This window comes from Caballeronia sp. LZ028, assembly GCF_031451415.1.
Taxonomy (GTDB): domain Bacteria; phylum Pseudomonadota; class Gammaproteobacteria; order Burkholderiales; family Burkholderiaceae; genus Caballeronia; species Caballeronia zhejiangensis.
On record NZ_JARUXN010000003.1, the window covers coordinates 345,347 to 366,149 of the forward strand.

Below are 20,803 nucleotides of genomic sequence, written 5' to 3' on the forward strand. Positions count from 1 at the left end.
CGACATGTTTTCATCGACGTATCGCGAAGCGCGCCAGAGATTTCTCGATACCGCCGCCGCGCGAAAACTCGCTGTCGATACGCGCGTGCTCGAAGGCTTCGATGGTCTGGAAGGCGAGACGCTCGCAACCGATGTCGTTCGCATCGGTCCCAAAGATGCAAAGCGCCTGCTCGTGCTCACGTCCGGCACGCACGGCGTCGAAGGCTTTTGCGGCTCGGGCGCGCAGATCGCGTTGATGCGCGACGAAGTATTGCCGGCGTTGATGGACAAGCTCGACGTCGCAATGCTGCTCGTTCATGCGATCAATCCGTATGGCTTTTCCTATCTGAGCCGCACGACGGAGGGCAATGTCGATCTGAATCGCAACAGCGTGAATTTCGATGCGCCGTTGCCGCAGAATCCCGGCTACGCGGAACTGCACGACTTGCTGATTCCGACGAGCTGGCCGCCCGACGAAGCGAATATCGCGGCGATTCGCGCGTATATCGGCAGGCATGGACAATGGGCTTATCAGCAAGCGGTCACAACCGGTCAGTACACGCATGCGCAAGGCATGTTCTATGGCGGCGCGGAAACGGCGTGGAGCACGCGCACCAGGCGCAATCTGCTCGCGGAATACGGCGAGACGTGCACGGCGATCGGCTGGATCGATTTTCATACGGGACTCGGGCCGAGCGGCTTCGGCGCGAAGATATGCGTCGGCGATGTCGCGCGTGCGCGGCGCTGGTGGGGCGCGGACGTGACGAGTCCGTCGGATGGTACGTCGATCGCGGCCGATGTAGCCGGTCCGTTGCTCGATACGTTGCGGCAGACGTGCGCCCATGCGGCGATCGCATCGATCGCGATCGAGTACGGAACGGTGCCGCTCACCGACATGCTCGACATGCTGCGCGCGGACGTCTGGGTGCGTCATCATCCCGATGCGCCCGACGCATTGAAAGCCGGCATTCGCCGCCAGATTCGCGCGGCCTTCTACATCGACGACGATATCTGGCGCGGCATGATCGCGGGTCAGGCGCGCGCTGCCGTGTTGCAGGCGCTATACGGGTTGTCGCGCGAAGAGGGCGCTTAATGCAGTTCGAGCCACATCGGCTGATGATCCGATGAACGGCTCGACTGATCCGCTTCGCATCCGGCGATGCGCGCCTTCAGGTCTTCGCTCACGAAGATGAAGTCGCATGCGAACGGGCCATCGGGCCACTGGTCGCGATCGTACAGGCCGACGGTGGCCGCGCGCGGCTCGTTCGGATGCGCGCAAGTCCATGCATCGACGAACGCGGGCGCATCGGCAATCGGTTCGAGCATCGCGCGATACGCCGATCCATCGAACGCGCTGTTGAAGTCGCCGCAGACGATCGCGGACGCGGGCCGCGCGGTATCGGCGAACGGGCTCGCCTGACTCTCGGCCTTCGCGGGCTGACGCTCGTGCGCGCACGCTTCGGCGTGAAGCTCGCGCAGACGCGCGACTTGCGCGAGACGTTGCTTCTCCGAATAGAACTCGAGATGCGTGCTGACGATGCGCAACGGTCCGACGTCGGTCTCGATGACGGCTTCGAGCGCGACGCGAAGCATCGACGGCTTCGCGGGATCGGCAGGCCACGGCAGCGAATGGCGCAACACCTGGCGCACCGGCAGACGGCTCACGATCGCGTTGCCGAACTGACGGCGCGCGATGCCCGCACCGACTGGCGGAAGATCGGAGCCGATTCCGTCGATGACCGTCGCGCCGGGAATCAGCGCTTCGAGCTCGGCGAACTGGTCGGCGCCGGGGCCGCCTTTGAGTCCGCCGGCCTGCTCGCTTTCGTGAAAGCCGCGCGTCACTTCCTGCAGACAGAGGACGTCGAAGTCGTGCAGGGCTTTCGCCTCGGCGACGATGCGCGCGAGATCGACGCGGCCATCCACGCCGCGTCCCCATTGGATGTTCCAGTCGACGAGTCGCATGTTGAACCTCGACGGTAGCGTCGGATGTTGACGTTCGCTATTCCGGCAGCAAGGCGTGTGCTTGCCCGGCAACGGACGCCGGAACTGCCAAATTCTGAAAATAAGTATTTCTTACCGTAGGCAGCGTGGGCGGCGATACAATCGGCGCCAAAGAACCTCACGTCGTCCGAATCATGAAAGCAAGCATCCGTTTTTCGCTGGCTGCGTTCCTGCTGATATCGAGCAGCATTGCGTGCCACGCTCAGGAAACTCAATCTTCGACGACTCGTTCGCTCACGAAGGAGCAGCAGGCCGCGCTCGACAAACAGGATCAGGACATCGCGCAGGTTGCGTCGCAGATCATCGCGTTGATCGATCAAAACCGGGCGGGCGACGTGTGGGACCAAGCCTCGCCCATCGCAAAGCAGATCATTTCCCGCGACGACTTCATGAAGAAGGTCGCGCGCGACCGTTCGCCGCTCGGCGCGCCGGGACTGCGCATGCCGATGGGCGTCAAGCACTACCGTTATGACGGCACGGGCAACATGCCCGCGGGCGCGTACATCAACATTCTCTTCGACACTCAGTTCGGCCAGGCGAGTCAGTCGTCGCGAGAAATGGTGACCTTCATTCTCGACTCGGACAAGGTCTGGCGTTTCGTCGGCTATTCGGTGCGCTGAAGCCGCGTCACATGTTCGTCCACGACGCGCACCATCCTTTGCCGGCTACCAGCTTGTCGCCGAAGAGCGTGCAACCGCCCCAGGCATCGCTCGCTTTGCCCTGATACAGCGAGCAGTTCGCGCAGGTTTGATCGGCCGCGAAGTTCGGGTACTTCGCTTTGTCCACTTTCGCGGCGTTCTCCTTATAGCCGACGGCGACCGCCGCCGGATCGGATTCGCTTAAGTGCGGCGCATCGGCGCGTGCTCGCGAGAGCCATAGCGCCGTGCCCGCGCCGATGCTGACAACCATGAAGTTGCGGCGGGACGTGTTCATTGTGGTGGACCGGTTGTTCGTATGTGGGATGTCGTCGCGCGCTCTCGGGCGCTAGTCGAACGATACGCCCACGTTGGCGAATCGAACGAGCGGTCGGTTTCCTCGGTCATCGCGCCGCCAACGTCGTTCATTGCATCGCGCTAAACCTTTGCGGGCGCGTGCCGTAAATCAGCCAGAACGTAGTTGCAATCGTGTGGATCACCCCTGCGGCGCCCCGGCCGCGGATCAATTCGAAGGAGAACAACCGTGAGTGAACTCGACTGGATGATGGCCGGCGTTTATATGGCAGCGCTTGTGTGCGGCACGCTTTTCATGAGCGTCCTCGCGCGCCGCAGCTTGAACAAGGTGGAGGATCGCGGGCACTGAGCATTCCGGAAGCATCGGTGCACGACGTCCCCGTCGCTGGCGAACAGGAAGCGAAGCTCGATGCGTTGCGCTCGGCGCTCGAAGCCGGCGAGCGCTCCGGCCCCGCCAAGCCGCTGGATTTCGATGCCTTCATCGCTCGCAAGCGCAAGTCCGCTCGGTGAGGCAGTGCGTATTCACGCCTGCCGCCGTCCAGGATCTGGACGGCATCTGGGACTACACGTTCGAGAAGTGGGGGCCGGCTCAGGCGGAGCGCTATCTGCGCATGATTCAGGACACAGTCATCGGACTCGGTAAGGGCAGACAACGCAGCCTGTCCGCAGAACACGTTCGGCCCGGTTATCGCAAGGCGCTCGTCGGAATGCACGTGCTTTTCTTCAAGGAGGCCGCGGACACGATCCAGATCCTGCGCGTTCTCCATCAGATGGATTTGCCCGCTCATCTCGGCGAAGCCGAATAGCATTGACGTCAAGAAACAAAACGCGCGCCGTGAGCCGATTCAAACATCGGCCATCCGGCGCGCGTGGACTTCACCTACAGAATTACTGGAACAGCTTGACGGCCTGCGAGAGCGTATTGGTCACGCCCCATGCGAGCGGAATCAGCACGTAGGCCCAGAACACCAGGAGCAACCCCTTGTTCGACGGATGCACTTGCTGAGTTTCGATGCGGTCATTCATCGCGGATCTCCTCGTTGATTTCTAGATTGCGGTCTGCGCCGACGTGTTCATGTGATGCTTCTCATGCACGCGCGAGACGAGCAGATTGCAGACGAAGCCGATCACCAGCAGCGCCGCCATGATATGCAGCGTCATCGTGTACGCCTCTGCGCCCACGACGCCGTGCGAAACCTGGAACGCGCGCACGTAGTTGACGAGCACCGGACCCGCGACGCCCGCCGCCGCCCACGCGGTGAGAAGCCGGCCGTGAATGCCGCCGACGAAAGCCGTGCCGAACATGTCGGCGAGATACGCGGGAATCGTCGCGAAGCCGCCGCCGTACATCGAAAGGATGATGCCGTACGCCAACACGAAAAGCGCGATATTGCCGGAGCCCGCGAATTGCGGCACAAGGAAATACAGCACCGCGCCGAGCGTGAAGAACACGAAGTACGTATTCTTGCGGCCGATCCAGTCCGACGCCGACGCCCACGCGAATCGCCCGCCCATGTTGAAGAGCGACAGCAGCCCGACGAAGCCCGCCGCCGCGCCCGCCGTGATCGACGCCTTGAAGCTTTCCTGAATCATCACCGACGCCTGGCCGAGCACGCCGATGCCGGCCGTCACGTTCAGGAACAGCACGAGCCACAACAGATAGAACTGCGGCGTCTTCAGCGCCTGATCGATATGCACATGGTTCTTCGTGATCATCTTGTTGGACGTCGCGGGCGGCGTCCAGCCAGCCGGCTTCCAGTCCGCCGGCGGGATGCGGATCGCGAGCGCGCCGATCGTCATCGAGATGAAATAGAGCACGCCGAGCACGAGGAACGTCTCGGCAACGCCCGAGCTCGTCGCGCTCTTGAAGTGGTTCATCAGCGCGACGGAGCCGGGCGCCGCGATCATCGCGCCGCCGCCGAAGCCCATGATCGCCATGCCGGTCGCCATGCCGCGACGGTCCGGAAACCAGCGTATCAGCGTCGAAACCGGCGACACATAGCCGAGCCCGAGCCCGATGCCGCCGATCACGCCATAGCCGAGGTACAGCAGCCAGATCTGATGCAGATAGACGCCGAGCGCCGAGACGAGAAAGCCGCCGCCGAAGCAGCAGGCCGCGGTGAACATCGTGCGGCGCGGGCCGACTTTTTCCAGCCACTTGCCCGCGAATGCCGCCGACAAGCCCAGAAACACGATCGCGAGCGAGAAAATCCAGCCGAGCGTCGTCAGCGACCAGTCATCCGGCGCGGACTTCGTGATACCGATAACCTTCGTGAGCGGCGCATTGAACACCGAGAACGCATATGCCTGCCCGATGCACAGATGAACAGCCAGCGCGGCGGGCGGCACCATCCAGCGCGAAAATCCGGGCCGGGCGATGGTCGCCTCCTTGGAAAAGAAATTTGTCGGGCCGTGGGCGGCCCCTTGATTGATTGTGCTGTTCATTGTGGTCTCCGTGGCGCGTCATGCATGCACGTGCGCGCACATCGTTTACTTTGACGTGCCGTCCGGGGTCGCCGGACAGCAGCCCGCCGTGGTCATGCGCTCGGCGATACGGTCCGCATCGCGCGCTCGCAAGGCCATTTCGCGCCGCTCACATGCGATGGAACCACATATAGATGCGACGCTTTGCCACGGTTGGGCATGACCATAGACAACTGCGATGCCCTTTGCAATATGAACACTCGTGCCATAAGCGTTTGCCCGCAGCGTGTCTGTGGTTTGCGCCACGCTCCGCGCGCATTGCGGAGGCGATGACGTCCGTCGATGCCGCTGTACCGCATCGCTACAGAGCGGGGCAGGTGTTCTGAATGTGAACAGGTTCCATCGCCCTCGTACAAACCCTGACGATGTGCCGCGAAACCGCATGACGATGCGGCTCGCGCGGGCGTCGCATCGTGCCGCGCGCGATGGCATGGAACTCGCAAACAGAAGCGACCGGCGCCGGACATCGGCAGTGCCGGCCCGTTCACGTCGACATGCGAGGAGCACATAGAAATGAATCACGCGGAGATGCAGTTCCTGAGCACCGAATATCCGTACAAGAAGCAGTACGGCAACTTCATCGGTGGCAAGTGGGTGCCGCCGACGGGCGGTGAGTATTTCGACAATATTTCGCCGATCACCGGCGAGCCGTTCACGTCGATTCCGCGTTCGCGCGAAGCCGACATCGAAGCCGCGCTCGACGCAGCGCACGCAGCGAAGACGTCGTGGGGCAGAACCTCCGTCACCGATCGCGCGAATCTGCTGCTGAAGCTCGCCGATCGCATGGAGCAGAACCTGTCGCGTCTCGCGCTGGCCGAATCGATCGATAACGGCAAGCCGCTGCGCGAGACGATGGCCGCGGACATTCCGCTCGCGATCGATCACTTCCGCTATTTCGCGAGCGCCGCGCGTTCGCAGGAAGGCGGCATTTCGGAGATCGATCACGATACGGTCGCGTATCACTTCCACGAGCCGCTTGGCGTCGTCGGGCAAATCATTCCGTGGAATTTCCCGATCCTGATGGCCGTGTGGAAGCTCGCGCCCGCGCTCGCGGCCGGCAACTGCGTCGTGCTGAAGCCGGCCGAGCAGACGCCCGCGTCGATTCTCGTGCTGCTCGAAATCATCGAAGACATCTTGCCGCCGGGCGTGCTCAATGTCGTCAACGGCTTCGGTCTGGAAGCGGGCAAGCCCCTCGCATCGAACAAGCGCATCGCGAAGATCGCTTTCACCGGCGAGACCACGACGGGCCGACTCATCATGCAGTACGCGAGCCAGAACCTCATTCCGGTGACGCTGGAACTGGGCGGCAAGAGCCCGAACATCTTCTTCGAAGACGTGCTCAACGCCGACGACAGCTTCTTCGACAAGGCGCTCGAAGGCTTCACGATGTTCGCGCTGAATCAGGGCGAAGTGTGTACGTGCCCGTCGCGCGCGCTCGTGCAGGAATCGATTTACGAGCGCTTCATGGAACGTGCGCTCAAGCGCGTCGCGGCGATCGCGCAGGGCCATCCGCTCGATACGAAGACGATGATCGGCGCGCAGGCTTCGCAGGAGCAACTGGAGAAGATCCTGTCGTACATCGATCTCGGCAAGCAGGAAGGCGCGCAGTGCCTCTCCGGCGGCGAGCGCAACACCTTCGACGGCGAACTGAAGAACGGCTATTACGTCAAGCCGACGGTCTTCAAAGGCCACAACAAGATGCGTATCTTCCAGGAGGAAATCTTCGGGCCGGTGCTTTCGGTGACGACGTTCAAGACCGAGGAAGAAGCGCTCGAGATCGCGAACGACACGCTGTACGGTCTCGGCGCGGGCGTGTGGACGCGCGACGGCACGCGGGCGTATCGCTTCGGCCGCGCGATTCAGGCGGGACGCGTGTGGACCAACTGTTATCACGCGTATCCGGCGCACGCGGCGTTCGGCGGTTACAAGCAATCGGGCATCGGCCGTGAGAATCACAAGATGATGCTCGACCACTATCAGCAGACGAAGAACATGCTCGTCAGCTATAGCGACAAGCCGCTCGGCTTCTTCTAAAGCGTGTGAGGCCGCCGCTGCTTCCCGCAGCGGCCGATCAAACCGACGGGGACATCATGAGCGAACAGGAAGTGCAGCGCGTGACCGCGACGCCCGCCGCCATCGACTTGATCGAAAGGCTCAAGGCCGAGCATGGCGAGGTGCTGTTTCATCAATCCGGCGGATGCTGCGACGGCAGCGCGCCGATGTGCTTTCCAGTCAGCGAATTCATGGTCGGCGGCTCGGACGTGAAACTCGGCTCGATCGGCGGCGTGCCGTTCTACATGACCGAATCGCAGTACGAGTACTGGCAGCATACGCAGCTCATCATCGATGCCGTGCCGGGCAATGGCGGCATGTTTTCGCTGGAACGCCCGAGCGGTTTGCGCTTTCTTACGCGCTCGCGTCTGTATAGCGACGAAGAGAACGCGTGGCTCGACAGGCATCCGGTCGAGCACGTGAGCTGAGCGTCATTTCCAGCGCGGCGCGCGCTTTTCGATGAAGGCTTGCGTGCCTTCGAGCGTGGCGTCGTGCATCATGTTGCAGGCCATCGTTTCCGATGCGAGCGCGTATGCCGCTTCGACGCCGGTTTCGAGTTGCCGATAGAACAAGCCCTTGCCCGCCGCGACCGCTTCGCGCGGCTTGGCGGCGATGGTCGCGGCGAGCGTGCGCACGGTATCGTCGAGTTCGCCAGGCGATGCGACGCGATTCACGAGGCCGCGTTCGCGCGCGGTGGCCGCATCGATGAACTCGCCGGTGACGAGCATTTCGAACGCGGCCTTGCGCGATACGTTGCGAGACAGCGCCACGCTCGGCGTCGCGCAAAAGAGCCCGAGATTCACGCCCGATACCGCGAAACGCGCTTCGCTCGATGCGACCGCGAGATCGCACATCGCGACGAGCTGACAACCCGCCGCCGTCGCGATGCCTTGCACGCGCGCGATAACGGGCTGCGGCATGCGCTGGATCGTCAGCATGATGCGCGAGCAGTGCGCGAAAAGCTCGCGATAGTAATCGAGCGCGGGCTCCGCACGCATCTCTTTGAGATCGTGTCCGGCGCAAAACGCGCGGCCTTCTCCTGCGAGCACGACCACGCGCGCATCTGATTCGGCGATGTCCTTCAATGCGCGTTCGAGCGCTTCGAGCATCGATTCAGATAAGGCATTGAACGCATCGGGCCGATTCAGCGTGAGCCTGACGGCACCCTTGATGTCATACGCATCGCGTTCGATCAGAACGAGTTCGCTCATTGTCGTGGTCTCCATCAGACGTCGATCGCGGTGACGGACCCCGCGCGCTTGCGCAACTCGAACTTCTGGATCTTTCCCGTCGATGTCTTCGGCAGTTCGCAGAACTCGATCGCGCGCGGCACCTTGAAGCCGGCGAGATGCTTCTTGCAATGCGCGATCAACTCTTCCGCGCTCGCGTGCGCGCCGCTTTTCAGTTCGACGAAAGCGCAGGGCGTCTCGCCCCAGCGCGTATCGGGCTTCGCGACGACCGCGACGGCAAGCACCGCCGGATGCCGGTACAGCACGTCCTCCACTTCGATGCTCGATATGTTCTCGCCGCCCGAGATGATGATGTCCTTGCTGCGATCCTTGATGCGTACATAGCCGTCCGGATACGCGACGGCGAGATCGCCGGTATGGAACCAGCCGCCGCGAAACGCTTCTTCGGTCGCGGCCGCGTTCTTCAGATAACCCTTCATCGCGATGTTGCCGCGGAACATGATCTCGCCGATGGTCTCGCCATCGGAAGGCACGAGTTCCATCGATATCGGATCGCGCACCGTGACCGCATCCTGCAAGTGATAGCGCACGCCTTGCCGCGCATTCAATCGCGCGCGCTCGCCGATATCGAGCGCGCTCCATTCGGCCTGCTGCGGGCAGACCGTGGCCGGGCCATAAACTTCCGTGAGCCCGTAGACATGCGTCAGTTCGAAGCCCATGCGCTCCATGCCTTCGATCATCGCGGCGGGCGGCGCGGCGCCCGCGACCATCGCATGGACTTTCTGATCGAAGCCGGTCTTCATGTCGTCGGGCGCGTTGACGAGCAGGTTCTGCACGATCGGCGCGCCGCAATAATGCGTGACGCGCTCGCTGCGAATCAGATCGAAGATGGTCTTCGCATCGACGCGGCGCAGGCACACGTTCACGCCCGCGCGCGCGGCGACGGTCCACGGAAAGCACCAGCCGTTGCAATGGAACATGGGCAGCGTCCACAAGTACACCGCATGCTTCGGCATGTCCCATTCGAGGATATTGCTCACCGCATTCGTATACGCGCCGCGATGGTGATACACGACGCCCTTCGGATTGCCTGTCGTGCCCGACGTGTAATTCAGACAGATTGCGTTCCACTCGTCGGATGGCGGCGACCATTCGTATGCGGGATCGCCGCTCGCGAGCAGCGCGTCGTATTCGATTTCGCCGATGCGCTCGCCCGCGCCCGCGTACTGCGGATCGTCGACATCGATGACCAGCACGTCCTGCGGCACGTCTTTCAGCGCGCGGCGCATCACGTCCGAGAACTCGCGATCGACGAGCACCGCCTTCGCTTCGCCGTGCGTGAGCATGAACGCGAGCGTGGCGGCGTCGAGCCGCGTGTTGAGCGTGTTGAGCACGGCGCCCGTCATCGGCACGCCGAAGTGCGCTTCGACCATTTCGGGCGTGTTCGGCAGCATCGCGGCGACGGTATCGCCGAGGCCGATGCCGCGTGCCGCCAGCGCCGATGCGAGCCGCCGCGTGCGCGCGTAGGTGTCGGCCCAGTTGCGCCGGACATCGCCGTGCACGATAGCGGGAAGCGTCGGATATACGGACGCCGCGCGCTCGATGAACATGAGTGGCGTCAGCGCCGCGTAGTTGGCGGCAGTTTTGGGAAGGCCATCGTCGTACATGCTGGCGGTCATGATTGTCTCCTCGGGCGCGAATCTATCGGATGGCGTCAGTGGCGCTCACGTTTCTTAGAAGATCGTTATCACGCGCGCAACTTACGTTAGCCTGACGCTCCGACTCATGGTTTGCCCTGATCAGCCGAGATCGTCGAGCTTGACTTCGAAGCCCCGCTTCACGCCCGGGCGCGCGAAAAGCGCCTCGTACCAGCGCTTGACGTTAGGGTAATCATCGAGCGAAACCTGATGACGTTCATGCCGCCACGCCCAGCCGAGAATCGCGAAATCGGCGACGGACATATCGCCCGCGACGCATTCCACTTGCGCGAGGCGCTTGTCGAGCACGCCGTACAGGCGGCGCGTTTCGTCGGAATAGCGCTTCAAACCATAACGCCGGTCGCTTTCCGCTTCGACCATGCGGAAGTGATGCACCTGTCCTGGCATCGGGCCGAAGCCGCCCATCTGCCACATCAGCCATTCGAGCACGGGCACGCGATCGCGCAAACTCGCGGGCAGAAACTTGCCCGTCTTCTCGCCGAGATAGAGCAGGATCGCGCCGGACTCGAACACGCTGATCGGCTGGCCGTCGGGTCCGTCCGGATCGACGATCGCCGGAATGCGATTGTTCGGGCTGATGCGCAGAAACTCAGGCGTATGCTGCTCGCCCTTCGTGATGTTCACCGTTTTCACGGTGTACGGCAGTTGCATTTCCTCCAGCGCGACGCTGATCTTGCGTCCGTTGGGCGTGTTCCATGTATGCAGTTCGATGGTCATGGCAATCCGTCCCGTTCAGGTCAATGCAGGCGAGACGTGACGCGCGAAGCCCGGACGCTGCGTGATGCCCACATACCAGCGTTCGAGTTCGGGAAGCGCGGGGCGAACCAGCTCCGCGATGCCGAACCAGCGGCGCGCATACGCGGCGACGACGAGATCGGCGAGCGTGAACGTGTTGCCTTCGAGATAGTCGCGGCCCTTCAGATGCGCATCGATAACGCACCAGAGCTTTTCCACCTCGCTCGCGGCGGCAGCGAGTTGCTGCGCATCGCGATCCGCGGCGCTCGTGCGGATATAGCCCCAGAAAACCGGACGTTCGGCGGGCTGCAGGGTCGAAAGCGTCCAGTCGAGCCAGCGGTCCGCGCTCGCGCGCACTTTCGGCTCGGCGGGATAGAGCGTGCTGGCACCGCCGTATTGCATCGCGAGATAGCGAATGACCGAGTTCGACTCCCACAGCACGAAGTCGCCGTCGACGAGCGTGGGCACGCGGCCCATCGGGTTCATCGCGAGATAGTCGGGCTCGTTGTTGCGCCCGAATTGCAGGCCCGCGTCGATGCGCTCGTACGCGAGCCCCAGTTCATCGCAGCACCACAGCACTTTCTGCACATTGACCGAGTTGGCCCGGCCCCAGATCGTCAGCATTCGATGTCTTCCTCCATACTTGTCGAAGGATCCATCTTAGCTGTGTTTCGCGTTTTGCCTCAGTCGATGTGCGCCGCGAAACCGGTCTTTCCGGCTGCGAGTTCGTCGCGCAGCGTGAGCTGAGGAATCGCGTAGTCGCCGTGATTCTGCTTGCGGAATGCAATGGGCGCATCGTCCCAGAGACCGTCGAGACGCCGGCCGAGCGCATCGTATGTGGCTTGCAGGCGCGCTTCATCCATGCGATGCGTTTCATAGAGAACGAACGGCGGCAGCACATCGAAGCCTGGATAAAAAAGCATGCCGTGCTGGATGTGAAAGAGAATATCGTCGATGGGTCCGTTGATGCCGCGCGGACTGTAATGCGATTCCCAACCGCCCGTCGTGACGACGATCATCGCGCGCTTGCCCGCCATCAGACCTTCGCCGTAGCGGTCGCCCCAGTGCGTGTCCGAATGCTCGCCGACGCCGTAGCCGAAGCCGTACGCATAGACGCGCTCGACCCAGCCCTTCATGATCGCGGGCATCGAGAACCACCACATCGGAAATTGCAGGATCAGCGCGTCGGCCCAGCGCAGCTTGTCCTGCTCCAGCTCGATGTCGCGGCTTTGCAGGCCGTTTTCGAACGCGTGCTTCGAATCGAGGCTCGCGTGAAACGGCGTATCGGCCTTGCGGTCGCGCACGTCGTTCGCATCGAGCGGCGCCTTCCAGTTCATTGCATACAGGTCGGAGACTTGCACGCTATGGCCGTTCGCGCGCAAACGCTCGACGGTGAAATCATTGATGGCGCCGTTCAGCGAGCGGCGTTCCGGATGGGCATACACGATCAGCACATTCATGAGGCTTTCTCCACTTCGTTTCTGGAATGGAGACCAGCTTAAGAGCCTCTCGGGTATATTGGAAATGAATATCTGAAATTGCAGGAATTGCCATGACTAATACCTTGAGAAGGCTCGATCTGAACTTGCTTCTCACGCTCGACGTTTTGCTTGCCGAACAGAACGTCACGCGTGCAGCCGAGCGCCTTCATTTTTCGCAACCTTCCGTGAGCGTGCATCTGTCGAAGCTGCGCGACATCTTCGGCGATCCTCTGCTGTTGCCCGGCCCGCGTGGCATGCGCCCGACAGCGCGAGCGGAAAGTCTGCGCGAGCCGTTGCGCGAAGCGCTGGCATCGCTCGAACGCGCGGTGTCGCCGGAAGCCGCGTTCGATCCCGCCATCGCCGACAACACATGGCGCATCGCCGCCACTGACTACAGCGAATCGACCGTGCTGCTGCCTGCGTTGAGCGGCTTGCGCGCCGCCGCGCCGCACACGCGGATCGCCGTGCTGGAGATGTTGCCGCCGCGTCTTGCGAAGCAGGCGGAGAACGGCGAGATCGATCTCGCGTTTCACATCACATCGCCCGAGATGGCCAATTTTCATCAGCAAGCGCTCTTCACGGAAAGCTATGTGCTCGTGGGACGCAAGGATCATCCGCGATTGAAGCGGCGTCCGACGCTCGCGCAGTTCTGCGCACTGGAGCATGTGATCGTGTCGCCCGATGGCGGCGGATTCTTCGGCCCGACGGATGACACGCTCGCAACGTTCGGCATGAAGCGGCACGTCGCGCTGTCGGTGCCGCACTTCCTCTTCGTGCGCTCCGTGCTCGCGACGACCGATCTGGTTTCGATGCAACCGGCGAGGCTCGCGAAGCGCTGGCCGGAGTTGCGCATCGTCGCGCCGCCCGTCGACGTGCCCGGCTACGAGATGTCGATGTACTGGCATGAACGCGTGCATCGCGATCCTGCGCATCGATGGCTGCGTGAGTTCATCGCGCAAGCTGTTTGAAAGAATGACGCTGCATTGATGATCTTTTCGCATGATCGTCTTTATCGTTATTACTGATTCAGTGCTCGAAAGGCGAGTGCTACTGTTTGTCGGCAAATCCTTAATTGCTGCATGTGTCATGTGTCTGGCTGGCGTCGCTCCATGATCGAATACACAGAGGAGACTGATGATGTCAAAGCGCAAGACGTGGCGGGGAATGAGTACCGTCATTGCAACGGGTACGGCGATGGCGGCCTTGAGTCTCACGGTCACGGCGCACGCGGCAGGGGAGCCGATCAGGATCGGCGTCATCAGCGAAGAGTCCGCGGTGGCGGGCGCTTCGATCAGCAAGGCCGCGCAACTCGCAGCGGAGGAGATCAACGCGAAGGGCGGTGTCGATGGGCGGCAAATCCAGATCATCGCGTATGACGATCACTCGTCGGCATCGGACGGCGTGCGTGCCTTTCAGCGCGCCGCGAGTCAGGACAAGGTAGTCGCGATCATCGGCAGCTACATCAGCGAAGTCGCGCTCGCGATGGAGCCATGGTCCGCGCGCCTGAAGATGCCTTTCATCACGCCGGGCGCGGCGAGCAACGAAATCTCGAAGCGCGTGCATGACGACTACGATCACTACAAGTACACCTTCCACGGCTGGATGACGTCTGCGTTCATCGCGCAATCGATCTGCGATTTCTCGCATGACGTGCTTGTCGGCGAGTTCAAGATGAAGACGACCGTCGTGATGAGCGAGGACGCCGCGTGGACCAAGCCGCTCGACGAGCGCTACCTCGAGTGCCTGCCGAAAGCGGGCCTCAAGGTGCTGGATCACATCCGCTTCAATCCGGACACGTCGGACTTCACGCCGATCTTCAACCAGATCGAAGCGAAGCATCCGGACACGATCACGACGGGCATCAGCCATGTCGGCGTGCAGCCGACCGTCCAGTGGCACGATCAGCAAGTGCCGATTCCGATGTCGGGCCAAAGCTCGCAAGCGACGACCACGAGCTTCTGGAAGGACACCAACGGCGCGACCGAAGGTGTGATCACCGCATCGGCGGCGGCGCCGGGCGTCGCGTTGACGCCGAAGACCGTGCCCTTCGTCGAGTCGTATCAGAAGCACTTTGCCGGCGTATCGCCCGCGTATGACGGCTTCACGAGCTATGACCTCGTGTACATCATCGCGGATGCGATTCATCGCAATCAAGGCTCGACCGATCCCGACAAGATGGTCGATGCGCTCGAAAAGACCGACTATGTCGGCACCATCGGACGCTGGCAGTTCTACGGCAAGAACGATCAGTTCACGCACGCGTTGAAGTACGGCGAAGGCTATATCACCGGCATCAACCTGCAATGGCAGAACGGCAAGCAAGTGGCGATATGGCCGAAGTCGGTGGCGAACGCAACGGTCAAGTTTCCGGCCTTCGTGAAGGTGCAGGCAGCCGCGAACTAAGCGCGTTTGCGTCGTCGCGACGCGCGTGCGCTGCCGATAGCGCGCGCCTTGCGGCGCATGTTGCGGGGACCGGTTCCACGTTGGCATCGACATGGAAGACATAAAGGGCCGCTATGTTGCCACTGCAAATACTCATCGATGGCTTCGCGATCAGCTCGCTCTACGCGCTCGGCGCGATCGGCTTCACGCTGATATTCGGCGTATCCGGCGTGCTCAATCTCGCGCATGGCGGCGTGATGCTGGTATCCGCGCTGCTCGGCTGGGCGCTCGCGGGCGAAGCCGGATTGGGCACCTATCTCGGCACGCCGCTCGGCGTGGTCTGCGGGATGATTGCCGCATACGTCACCTATTTCATGGTGGTGCGGCCCATTCAACGCTCGACTGCGATCCCGCGTGAAGAGAAAGAGATCTTCGTGCTCACGGGCACGCTGCTCTGGGGCATCATGATCCAGCAGGGCATGGCGTATCTCTTCTCCGATAACCCCATCACGATGCGTCCGCTGATTCCCGGCGTCGCGAGCGTCGCGGGCGTGCGCGTGCCCTATAACGAGATCATGATCGCGGTCGTGTGCTGGGTCGTGATCGGATTGCTGTGGCTCTTCGTGAATCGCACGAAGGCGGGCAAGGCGCTGCTCGCGGCGTCGATGAATCCGCGCGGTCTCACGCTGCTCGGCTTCGAGCTGTCGAATATCTATCTGCTCGCGTGGACCATCTACGGTGTGCTCGCGGGCATCGCGGGCGTGCTGCTCGCATCGTTCCTTGGCGTGAGCACGAACAACACCGGACAGCTCACGGCGAGCGCGTTTTCCATCGTCGTGCTCGGCGGCCTGGGCAGCGTGTCGGGCTCGTTGATGGCCGCGTATGTCGTGGGTTATCTGGAGACCGTCACGGCGTACCTCATCTCGCCGACGCTGCGGCCATTGCCCGCGCTGCTGCTGCTCGTGCTCGTCGTATATGTGCGGCCGCAAGGCTTTCTCGGACGGCGCTAATCATGAAAGACATCGTTCGTTCGCGCTTGATCTGGGCTGCGGTCCTGCTCGCGATCGTCGGCGCGACGCTGCCGTGGTGGCTCACCGGGTATATCCTCGGCGTGCTGACGGTCGCGTATTACTTCGGCGTCTTCGCGATGTCGTGGGACTTGCTCTTCGGCTTCGCGGGCGAAGTGAATTTCGGACCGACGTTCCTGATCGGGCTCGGAGCGTATTCCGCCGCGATACTGAACGCGCACGCCGCCGCGCCGATACCGGTATGCGTGATGGCCGGCGGCCTCGTCGCGCTCGTCGGCGGCCTGCTGCTCGCCGTGCCCGCATTGCGATTGCGCGGACCGTACTTCGGTCTCGTCACGCTCGTCGCGGTGTTGCTGCTGCAGAACGCGATCGTGATCTTCGCGGGCGTCACCGGCGGCGAGATCGGCATGATGGTGCCCGACGTGATGTCCGTCGATGCGAGCCACAACTACTGGATCGCGCTCGCGTTCCTCATCGTCTGCGCGATCATTCTGTTCGGCTTGTCGCGCTCGGCCATCGGTCTCATTCTGCAGGCGAGCGGGCAGGATACCGTCGGCGCGCAGGCGCTCGGCTTCAACGTCGTGAAGCACAAGCTCGCGGCGTTCTGCATCAGCGCGGTGTTCTCAGGCGTCGCGGGCGCGATGCTCGTGTTCTATCAGGGCACGGCGTCGGTGAGCACGGTGGTCGATATCGGCATCGGCGTGCAGATCATCATCGCGGCTGTGCTCGGCGGCCGGCGCACGATACTCGGCGCGGTGCTCGGCTCGATCTTTCTCATCGTCGCGGGCGAATTCCTGCGTCCGCTCGGGCAGATCAATACGTTCGTGGTCGCGGCTGTCGCGCTCGCGGTCATCCTGTTCTTTCCCGATGGATTGCTCGGCAACATCCTGCGTGTGAGGGAGCGCGAATGAGCGATACACCTTTGCTTTCGGTGCGCGGCCTCACGAAGCGCTTCGGCGGTCTCGTCGCGGTGAAGGACATCGGCTTCGATATCGAGCCCGGCGAGATACTCGGCCTCATCGGTCCGAACGGTTCCGGCAAGTCGACGGTGATGAAGCTCATCATGGGCATCGAGCGGCCCAACGCGGGATCGATCAAGGTCGATGGCGTCGAGATGGCCGGATGGCTGCCGCATCGAATCGCGCGCGCGGGCGTGGGCATCGTGTTCCAGCATTCGCGGCCGCTGCATCGGCAGACAGTGCTCGAACACATCAAGCTCGCGCTATTGCCCGATTCGCTCGTGAAGCTCGCCGCCGATCCGCATGTGAATCGCCGCGCACGCGAGATCGCGGAGCGCGTCGGACTCGGCAAGGTGATGCATCGTCATCCGGCGACGCTGCCCTTCGCCGATCTGCGTCGCATGGAGATGGCGAAGGCGATCGCGCGCGATCCGCGTGTCGTGCTCGTCGACGAGCCTTTCGCGGGTCTCACCGCCGCCGAATCGGAAGCGTTCTCCGAACTGATTCGCGGCTTTCGCGCGGAAGGGCGCGCGGTGCTGCTCGTCGATCACAACGTGAAGAGTCTCGCGGCGCTCGCGGATCGCGTGCTTGCGATGTATCTCGGCGAGTACGTCGCGGAAGGCACCGCCGAACAAGTGATGCAGAACGAGACCGTGCGGCGCGTCTATCTCGGCGGCAAGATCGAGGCACGCGAGCGTGGCGCGGAAGTCGTGAGCAACAAGCCGTCGATTCTTCAGGTCGAGAGCGTCGGCGTGTTGTACGGCAAGGCGCGCGCGCTCGATAGCGTGGACATGCATGTGCGCGAAGGCGAATTCGTGTCGGTCGTCGGATTGAACGGCGCGGGCAAGACGACGCTCTTCAATGCGATTTCCGGACTCGTGGCGTATCACGGAACCATTCGCTACGGCTCGCGCGATTTGAAAGGCATGAGCGGCGCGGCGATCGCGCGTGGCGGCATCGTGCAGTGCCCGGAGACGCGCGAGCTGTTCGGCGACATGACCGTGCGCGAGAATCTCGATCTCGGCGGCTATCATCTTTCCGACAAGATGCGCGCCGATCAGCTCAAGTGGCTCTTCGAACTCTTTCCGATACTCGAATCGCGTCAGGCGCAGACCGCGCGCACGTTATCGGGCGGCGAGCAGCAGATGCTCGCGATCGCACGCGCGCTGATGATGCAGCCGAAGCTCCTCATCCTCGATGAGCCGACGCTCGGCCTCGCGCCGGTGATTCTCGAGCAACTGTCGAAGGCGATGGAACGGCTGCAGAAGACCACGCCGATCACCGTGCTGCTGGGCGAGCAGAACGTGACGTTCGCGTTGCCCCATGCGGACCGCGTGTATGTGCTCGAACATGCGCGCATCGTGTGGGAGGGCAGTCCGTCGCGCTTCGAGAAGGAGATGGGACGAGGCTTTCTCGAAGCGGTGCGGTCGGAGCCAGCGCAAATTGCGCAGGCGAAAGTTTGAAGCGTAGCGCGCGCAACTAAACACGCGCGCCTTGTTGCCTAAAACGCCACACGTATTGCACCGAATGGGCATCGCGTCATTTGATGTGTTAAAAAACCGCGAGCTTTCGATGCGTCGCGCCAAGCTGCTTTAGCCAAGACAGTTATCTGAAAGGCGACGCGTCGAAGCCATGAAAAACGGCTAACGAATACGCGCTCCCAATACATCATGAAGACATTCACATCGCGTGGCATCGCGGGCATCGGCGCGTCGGTCGTCGCGCTCGCGTGTCAATCCGCATTCGCGCAAAGCTCGGTCACGCTGTACGGCGTCGCCGATGTCAGCGTGCGTTACCTCACGAACGCCAACGCCAACAACGACGGCAAGCTGTTCATGACGAACGGCGCCATTACCAATAGCCGCATCGGCTTCAAAGGCGTCGAAGATCTCGGCGGCGGCCTGAAAGCGATCTTCCAGCTGGAAAGCGGCGTGGAACTGGAAAACGGCCAATACTCCGACAGCGCTCGCGCATTCAATCGCGCGGCTTTCGTCGGCCTGTCGAATCCATATGGCACGCTGACGCTCGGCCGTCAGAAGACGCCGCTCTTCGACATGCTCGGTGACGTCTACGATCCGCTCACGGTCGGCAATTACTTCGAGAACGCATGGTTGCCGGTTGCGTTGGGCGCGGGTCTCTATGCGGATAACGCCGTCAAGTACAACGGCACGTTCGCGGGCCTCACGATCGGCGCGATGTACTCGTTCGGCACGAACTATACGTCGACGGGCGCGGGCGGCTTCTCGGGCCAGGTTCCGGGTCATATGGGCGCGGGCAACATGTACGGCTTCACGGCGTCGTATGCGATGGGCCCGCTGTCCATCGGCGGCGGCTATCAGCAGAACAGCGACAACGCCGCGAACAAGCAGAAGATCTGGAACGCGAACGCGGTCTATGCGATCGGCGCGGCGAAGCTCTATGTCGGCTATCTGCATTCGACCGATGACACCGGCTTCGTCGACAGCATCCTGCAACAGCGTGGCCTCGTATCGGGCACGGATATTTTGAAAGGCTCGGGCCGTCGCGACGATGGCCCGTTCGCGGGCGTCACCTATCAGGTCACGCCGGCGCTGTTGCTCACGGGCGCGTTCTACTACGACCACATGAAGAACGCGGCCATCGGCGGCGGCGCGACGGGCAGCGGCAATCGCTATACGGGCGTCGCGCTGGCGGAGTACGCGCTGTCGAAGCGCACGGAAGTCTACGGCACCGTGGACTTCAACAAGGTGACGGGCGCGGCGGATGTCGAACTGCCGGGCCGCTCGAATCAGACCGGCGTGTCGATCGGCTTGCGCAACATCTTCTGATGACGCTTCAGCGCACGCGCAATGTATAGCGCGTGCGCTGACGATACACGTCGCCGGGCCGCAAGACAGCGCGCTCGCTGTCTTGCATGTTGATCTCGTTGGGAAAGCCGCCCGCTTCCAGGCACAGTCCCGCCTGCTTGCGATAACGCGAACCGCCGCGCGCGGGCACATCTTCCAGATAATTCCCCGAGTAGAACTGCAAGCCGCGCGCATCGGTCGACACGCTCAGTTCGCGTCCGCTCGATGGATCGAACAGCACAGCGACCGTGCGCGGTTCGTTCGCTTGGTCGCTCAACACGTAGCAATGATCGAAGCCGCCCGCGATCGCGAGCTGCGGATGAACCGCATCGAGACGCGTACCGATCGATGCAGGCGCGCGCAAATCGAACGCGCTGTCCCCGACGCTTTCGCGCGCGATTGGAATCGAGGTCGCATCGATTGCGAAGTACGTATCCGATGCAATCGATATCTCGTGGTCGCGAATGCTCGCGCCGTCGTTCAAATTGAAGTACGCGTGATTGGTCAGGTTGATGGGCGTCGGCGCATCGGTGCGAGCTTCGTAATCGATCGATAACGTGCCGTCGTCATCGAGCGCATAGCGCACGGTCACATCCACATTGCCGGGAAAGCCAGAAGCGCCCGCAGGCGATTGCAGCGTCATGACGAGCGCGCCGTTCGCCGCCTGCACACGCCACATCTGCCGATGAAAACCCGCCGAGCCGCCATGCAGAAGATTCGCGCCTTCGTTGCGCTCCGCCTGATGCGCGATGCCATCGAGCACGAAGCGCGCATCGCGGATGCGATTCGCCCAGCGCCCGATGATCGCGCCCATGAACGCGCTGCCGTTGCGGTAATCGTCGGGCATGTCGTGACCGAGCAGGACATTGGCGAGATGTCCATCGCGATCGGGCGCGAGCCATGAAACGAGCGTCGCGCCGAGGTCGCTGATATCGACAGACATGCCCGATGCATTGCGCAACGTGTAGAGATTCGCGTCACCCCAGGGGCGAACGTCGATGGAAGAAGAGGTCGTCATG

General features: G+C 62.5%; 22 protein-coding genes. 12 read left to right on the forward strand and 10 right to left on the reverse strand.

Features of this window, described 5'->3' with window-relative positions; genetic code table 11:
* Positions 1-4: 4 nt before the first annotated feature.
* Positions 5-1,072: a M14 family metallopeptidase gene (locus QCE58_RS19145; RefSeq protein ID WP_250522243.1), complete on the forward strand. Its 1,068-nt coding sequence runs from the start codon at positions 5-7 to the stop codon at positions 1,070-1,072.
* On the opposite strand, the gene QCE58_RS19150 is transcribed toward QCE58_RS19145, so the two are convergent.
* Positions 1,069-1,941 carry an endonuclease/exonuclease/phosphatase family protein gene (locus tag QCE58_RS19150; RefSeq protein WP_008347677.1) on the reverse strand — a complete coding sequence of 291 codons (873 nt, stop codon included), beginning with the start codon at positions 1,939-1,941 and terminating at the stop codon, positions 1,069-1,071. The genes QCE58_RS19145 and QCE58_RS19150 overlap by 4 nt on opposite strands.
* 173 nt (positions 1,942-2,114) lie before the next feature.
* Here QCE58_RS19150 and QCE58_RS19155 point away from each other — a divergent pair, with 173 nt between their 5' ends.
* Complete coding sequence (locus QCE58_RS19155) at positions 2,115-2,600, forward strand: DUF4019 domain-containing protein (protein WP_175980585.1); 486 nt, start codon at positions 2,115-2,117, stop codon at positions 2,598-2,600.
* Between the two features lie 7 nt (positions 2,601-2,607).
* On the opposite strand, the gene QCE58_RS19160 is transcribed toward QCE58_RS19155, so the two are convergent.
* On the reverse strand, positions 2,608-2,913 hold the full coding sequence (locus QCE58_RS19160; protein WP_250457178.1) for a high-potential iron-sulfur protein: 306 nt from the start codon (positions 2,911-2,913) through the stop codon (positions 2,608-2,610).
* 383 nt (positions 2,914-3,296) lie between these two features.
* On the opposite strand from QCE58_RS19160, the gene QCE58_RS19165 reads away from it, so the two are divergent.
* Both QCE58_RS19165 and QCE58_RS19170 read left to right on the forward strand, forming a co-directional pair.
* On the forward strand, positions 3,297-3,440 hold the full coding sequence (locus tag QCE58_RS19165) for a type II toxin-antitoxin system ParD family antitoxin (protein ID WP_250437175.1): 144 nt from the start codon (positions 3,297-3,299) through the stop codon (positions 3,438-3,440).
* Positions 3,437-3,736 carry a type II toxin-antitoxin system RelE/ParE family toxin gene (locus QCE58_RS19170; RefSeq protein WP_250522244.1) on the forward strand — a complete coding sequence of 100 codons (300 nt, stop codon included), beginning with the start codon at positions 3,437-3,439 and terminating at the stop codon, positions 3,734-3,736. The genes QCE58_RS19165 and QCE58_RS19170 overlap by 4 nt, the downstream gene beginning before the upstream one ends.
* Positions 3,737-3,818: 82 nt before the next feature.
* Here the strand turns inward: QCE58_RS19170 and QCE58_RS19175 are convergent, their stop codons facing one another.
* Both QCE58_RS19175 and QCE58_RS19180 read right to left on the reverse strand, forming a co-directional pair.
* Entirely contained in the window at positions 3,819-3,956 is a 138-nt protein-coding gene (locus tag QCE58_RS19175; protein ID WP_008347687.1) for a hypothetical protein, read from the reverse strand.
* Positions 3,957-3,977: 21 nt separating this feature from the next.
* Complete coding sequence (locus QCE58_RS19180; protein WP_008347689.1) at positions 3,978-5,375, reverse strand: OFA family MFS transporter; 1,398 nt, start codon at positions 5,373-5,375, stop codon at positions 3,978-3,980.
* 552 nt (positions 5,376-5,927) lie between these two features.
* Here QCE58_RS19180 and adh point away from each other — a divergent pair.
* Positions 5,928-7,448 (forward strand): aldehyde dehydrogenase, encoded by a 1,521-nt coding sequence (gene adh / locus QCE58_RS19185; protein WP_250437177.1) that lies wholly within the window; start codon positions 5,928-5,930, stop codon positions 7,446-7,448.
* Between the two features lie 56 nt (positions 7,449-7,504).
* The gene (locus QCE58_RS19190) at positions 7,505-7,894 is read left to right on the forward strand and encodes a DUF779 domain-containing protein (protein ID WP_250522245.1); all 390 of its coding nucleotides are present in this window, start codon (positions 7,505-7,507) and stop codon (positions 7,892-7,894) included.
* 3 nt (positions 7,895-7,897) lie between these two features.
* Here the strand turns inward: QCE58_RS19190 and QCE58_RS19195 are convergent, their stop codons facing one another.
* The 5 genes from QCE58_RS19195 to QCE58_RS19215 form a co-directional block, all read right to left on the reverse strand.
* On the reverse strand, positions 7,898-8,677 hold the full coding sequence (locus QCE58_RS19195; RefSeq protein ID WP_250522246.1) for an enoyl-CoA hydratase: 780 nt from the start codon (positions 8,675-8,677) through the stop codon (positions 7,898-7,900).
* Positions 8,678-8,691: 14 nt separating this feature from the next.
* Positions 8,692-10,335 (reverse strand): acyl-CoA synthetase, encoded by a 1,644-nt coding sequence (locus QCE58_RS19200; RefSeq protein ID WP_250522247.1) that lies wholly within the window; start codon positions 10,333-10,335, stop codon positions 8,692-8,694.
* A gap of 120 nt (positions 10,336-10,455) precedes the next feature.
* A complete protein-coding gene (locus QCE58_RS19205; RefSeq protein WP_175980593.1) occupies positions 10,456-11,091 on the reverse strand; it encodes a glutathione S-transferase family protein in 636 nt (211 codons plus the stop codon).
* A 15-nt stretch (positions 11,092-11,106) separates the two neighbouring features.
* Positions 11,107-11,733 carry a glutathione S-transferase family protein gene (locus QCE58_RS19210; protein ID WP_250522248.1) on the reverse strand — a complete coding sequence of 209 codons (627 nt, stop codon included), beginning with the start codon at positions 11,731-11,733 and terminating at the stop codon, positions 11,107-11,109.
* A gap of 59 nt (positions 11,734-11,792) precedes the next feature.
* Positions 11,793-12,569, reverse strand: coding sequence for an NAD(P)H-dependent oxidoreductase (locus QCE58_RS19215; RefSeq protein ID WP_250457183.1), 777 nt, complete (start codon positions 12,567-12,569; stop codon positions 11,793-11,795).
* Between the two features lie 92 nt (positions 12,570-12,661).
* Between QCE58_RS19215 and QCE58_RS19220 the strand changes: the two genes are divergently transcribed.
* The 6 genes from QCE58_RS19220 to QCE58_RS19245 all read left to right on the forward strand — a co-directional run bounded on the left by QCE58_RS19220 (position 12,662) and on the right by QCE58_RS19245 (position 19,766).
* Positions 12,662-13,558 (forward strand): LysR family transcriptional regulator, encoded by an 897-nt coding sequence (locus tag QCE58_RS19220; protein ID WP_008347704.1) that lies wholly within the window; start codon positions 12,662-12,664, stop codon positions 13,556-13,558.
* 196 nt (positions 13,559-13,754) lie between these two features.
* Complete coding sequence (locus tag QCE58_RS19225; RefSeq protein ID WP_409014133.1) at positions 13,755-14,993, forward strand: ABC transporter substrate-binding protein; 1,239 nt, start codon at positions 13,755-13,757, stop codon at positions 14,991-14,993.
* Positions 14,994-15,106: 113 nt separating this feature from the next.
* Positions 15,107-15,982, forward strand: a complete 876-nt coding sequence (locus QCE58_RS19230) for a branched-chain amino acid ABC transporter permease (RefSeq protein ID WP_008347709.1) — start codon at positions 15,107-15,109, stop codon at positions 15,980-15,982.
* 2 nt (positions 15,983-15,984) lie between these two features.
* Positions 15,985-16,911 carry a branched-chain amino acid ABC transporter permease gene (locus QCE58_RS19235; RefSeq protein WP_008347710.1) on the forward strand — a complete coding sequence of 309 codons (927 nt, stop codon included), beginning with the start codon at positions 15,985-15,987 and terminating at the stop codon, positions 16,909-16,911.
* Complete coding sequence (locus QCE58_RS19240; RefSeq protein ID WP_250522250.1) at positions 16,908-18,422, forward strand: ATP-binding cassette domain-containing protein; 1,515 nt, start codon at positions 16,908-16,910, stop codon at positions 18,420-18,422. The genes QCE58_RS19235 and QCE58_RS19240 overlap by 4 nt, the downstream gene beginning before the upstream one ends.
* Before the next feature lie 207 nt (positions 18,423-18,629).
* Positions 18,630-19,766, forward strand: coding sequence for a porin (locus tag QCE58_RS19245; protein WP_250522251.1), 1,137 nt, complete (start codon positions 18,630-18,632; stop codon positions 19,764-19,766).
* Between the two features lie 7 nt (positions 19,767-19,773).
* Here the strand turns inward: QCE58_RS19245 and QCE58_RS19250 are convergent, their stop codons facing one another.
* The gene (locus QCE58_RS19250; RefSeq protein ID WP_250503581.1) at positions 19,774-20,802 is read right to left on the reverse strand and encodes an aldose epimerase family protein; all 1,029 of its coding nucleotides are present in this window, start codon (positions 20,800-20,802) and stop codon (positions 19,774-19,776) included.
* Between the last annotated feature and the right edge of the window lies 1 nt (position 20,803).

Excerpts from the sequence above, each read along its gene's own strand:
- QCE58_RS19215 (WP_250457183.1), bottom strand. The coding sequence starts at position 12,569 with ATGAATGTGCTGATCGTGTATGCCCATCCGGAACGCCGCTCGCTGAAC.
- QCE58_RS19245 (WP_250522251.1), top strand. The coding sequence starts at position 18,630 with ATGAAGACATTCACATCGCGTGGCATCGCGGGCATCGGCGCGTCGGTC.
- QCE58_RS19145 (WP_250522243.1), top strand. The coding sequence starts at position 5 with ATGTTTTCATCGACGTATCGCGAAGCGCGCCAGAGATTTCTCGATACC.
- QCE58_RS19190 (WP_250522245.1), top strand. The coding sequence starts at position 7,505 with ATGAGCGAACAGGAAGTGCAGCGCGTGACCGCGACGCCCGCCGCCATC.
- QCE58_RS19235 (WP_008347710.1), top strand. The coding sequence starts at position 15,985 with ATGAAAGACATCGTTCGTTCGCGCTTGATCTGGGCTGCGGTCCTGCTC.
- QCE58_RS19240 (WP_250522250.1), top strand. The coding sequence starts at position 16,908 with ATGAGCGATACACCTTTGCTTTCGGTGCGCGGCCTCACGAAGCGCTTC.
- QCE58_RS19180 (WP_008347689.1), bottom strand. The coding sequence starts at position 5,375 with ATGAACAGCACAATCAATCAAGGGGCCGCCCACGGCCCGACAAATTTC.
- QCE58_RS19250 (WP_250503581.1), bottom strand. The coding sequence starts at position 20,802 with ATGACGACCTCTTCTTCCATCGACGTTCGCCCCTGGGGTGACGCGAAT.
- QCE58_RS19220 (WP_008347704.1), top strand. The coding sequence starts at position 12,662 with ATGACTAATACCTTGAGAAGGCTCGATCTGAACTTGCTTCTCACGCTC.
- adh (WP_250437177.1), top strand. The coding sequence starts at position 5,928 with ATGAATCACGCGGAGATGCAGTTCCTGAGCACCGAATATCCGTACAAG.
- QCE58_RS19200 (WP_250522247.1), bottom strand. The coding sequence starts at position 10,335 with ATGACCGCCAGCATGTACGACGATGGCCTTCCCAAAACTGCCGCCAAC.
- QCE58_RS19230 (WP_008347709.1), top strand. The coding sequence starts at position 15,107 with ATGTTGCCACTGCAAATACTCATCGATGGCTTCGCGATCAGCTCGCTC.
- QCE58_RS19225 (WP_409014133.1), top strand. The coding sequence starts at position 13,755 with ATGAGTACCGTCATTGCAACGGGTACGGCGATGGCGGCCTTGAGTCTC.
- QCE58_RS19160 (WP_250457178.1), bottom strand. The coding sequence starts at position 2,913 with ATGAACACGTCCCGCCGCAACTTCATGGTTGTCAGCATCGGCGCGGGC.
- QCE58_RS19205 (WP_175980593.1), bottom strand. The coding sequence starts at position 11,091 with ATGACCATCGAACTGCATACATGGAACACGCCCAACGGACGCAAGATC.
- QCE58_RS19195 (WP_250522246.1), bottom strand. The coding sequence starts at position 8,677 with ATGAGCGAACTCGTTCTGATCGAACGCGATGCGTATGACATCAAGGGT.
- QCE58_RS19155 (WP_175980585.1), top strand. The coding sequence starts at position 2,115 with ATGAAAGCAAGCATCCGTTTTTCGCTGGCTGCGTTCCTGCTGATATCG.
- QCE58_RS19210 (WP_250522248.1), bottom strand. The coding sequence starts at position 11,733 with ATGCTGACGATCTGGGGCCGGGCCAACTCGGTCAATGTGCAGAAAGTG.
- QCE58_RS19150 (WP_008347677.1), bottom strand. The coding sequence starts at position 1,941 with ATGCGACTCGTCGACTGGAACATCCAATGGGGACGCGGCGTGGATGGC.
- QCE58_RS19175 (WP_008347687.1), bottom strand. The coding sequence starts at position 3,956 with ATGAATGACCGCATCGAAACTCAGCAAGTGCATCCGTCGAACAAGGGG.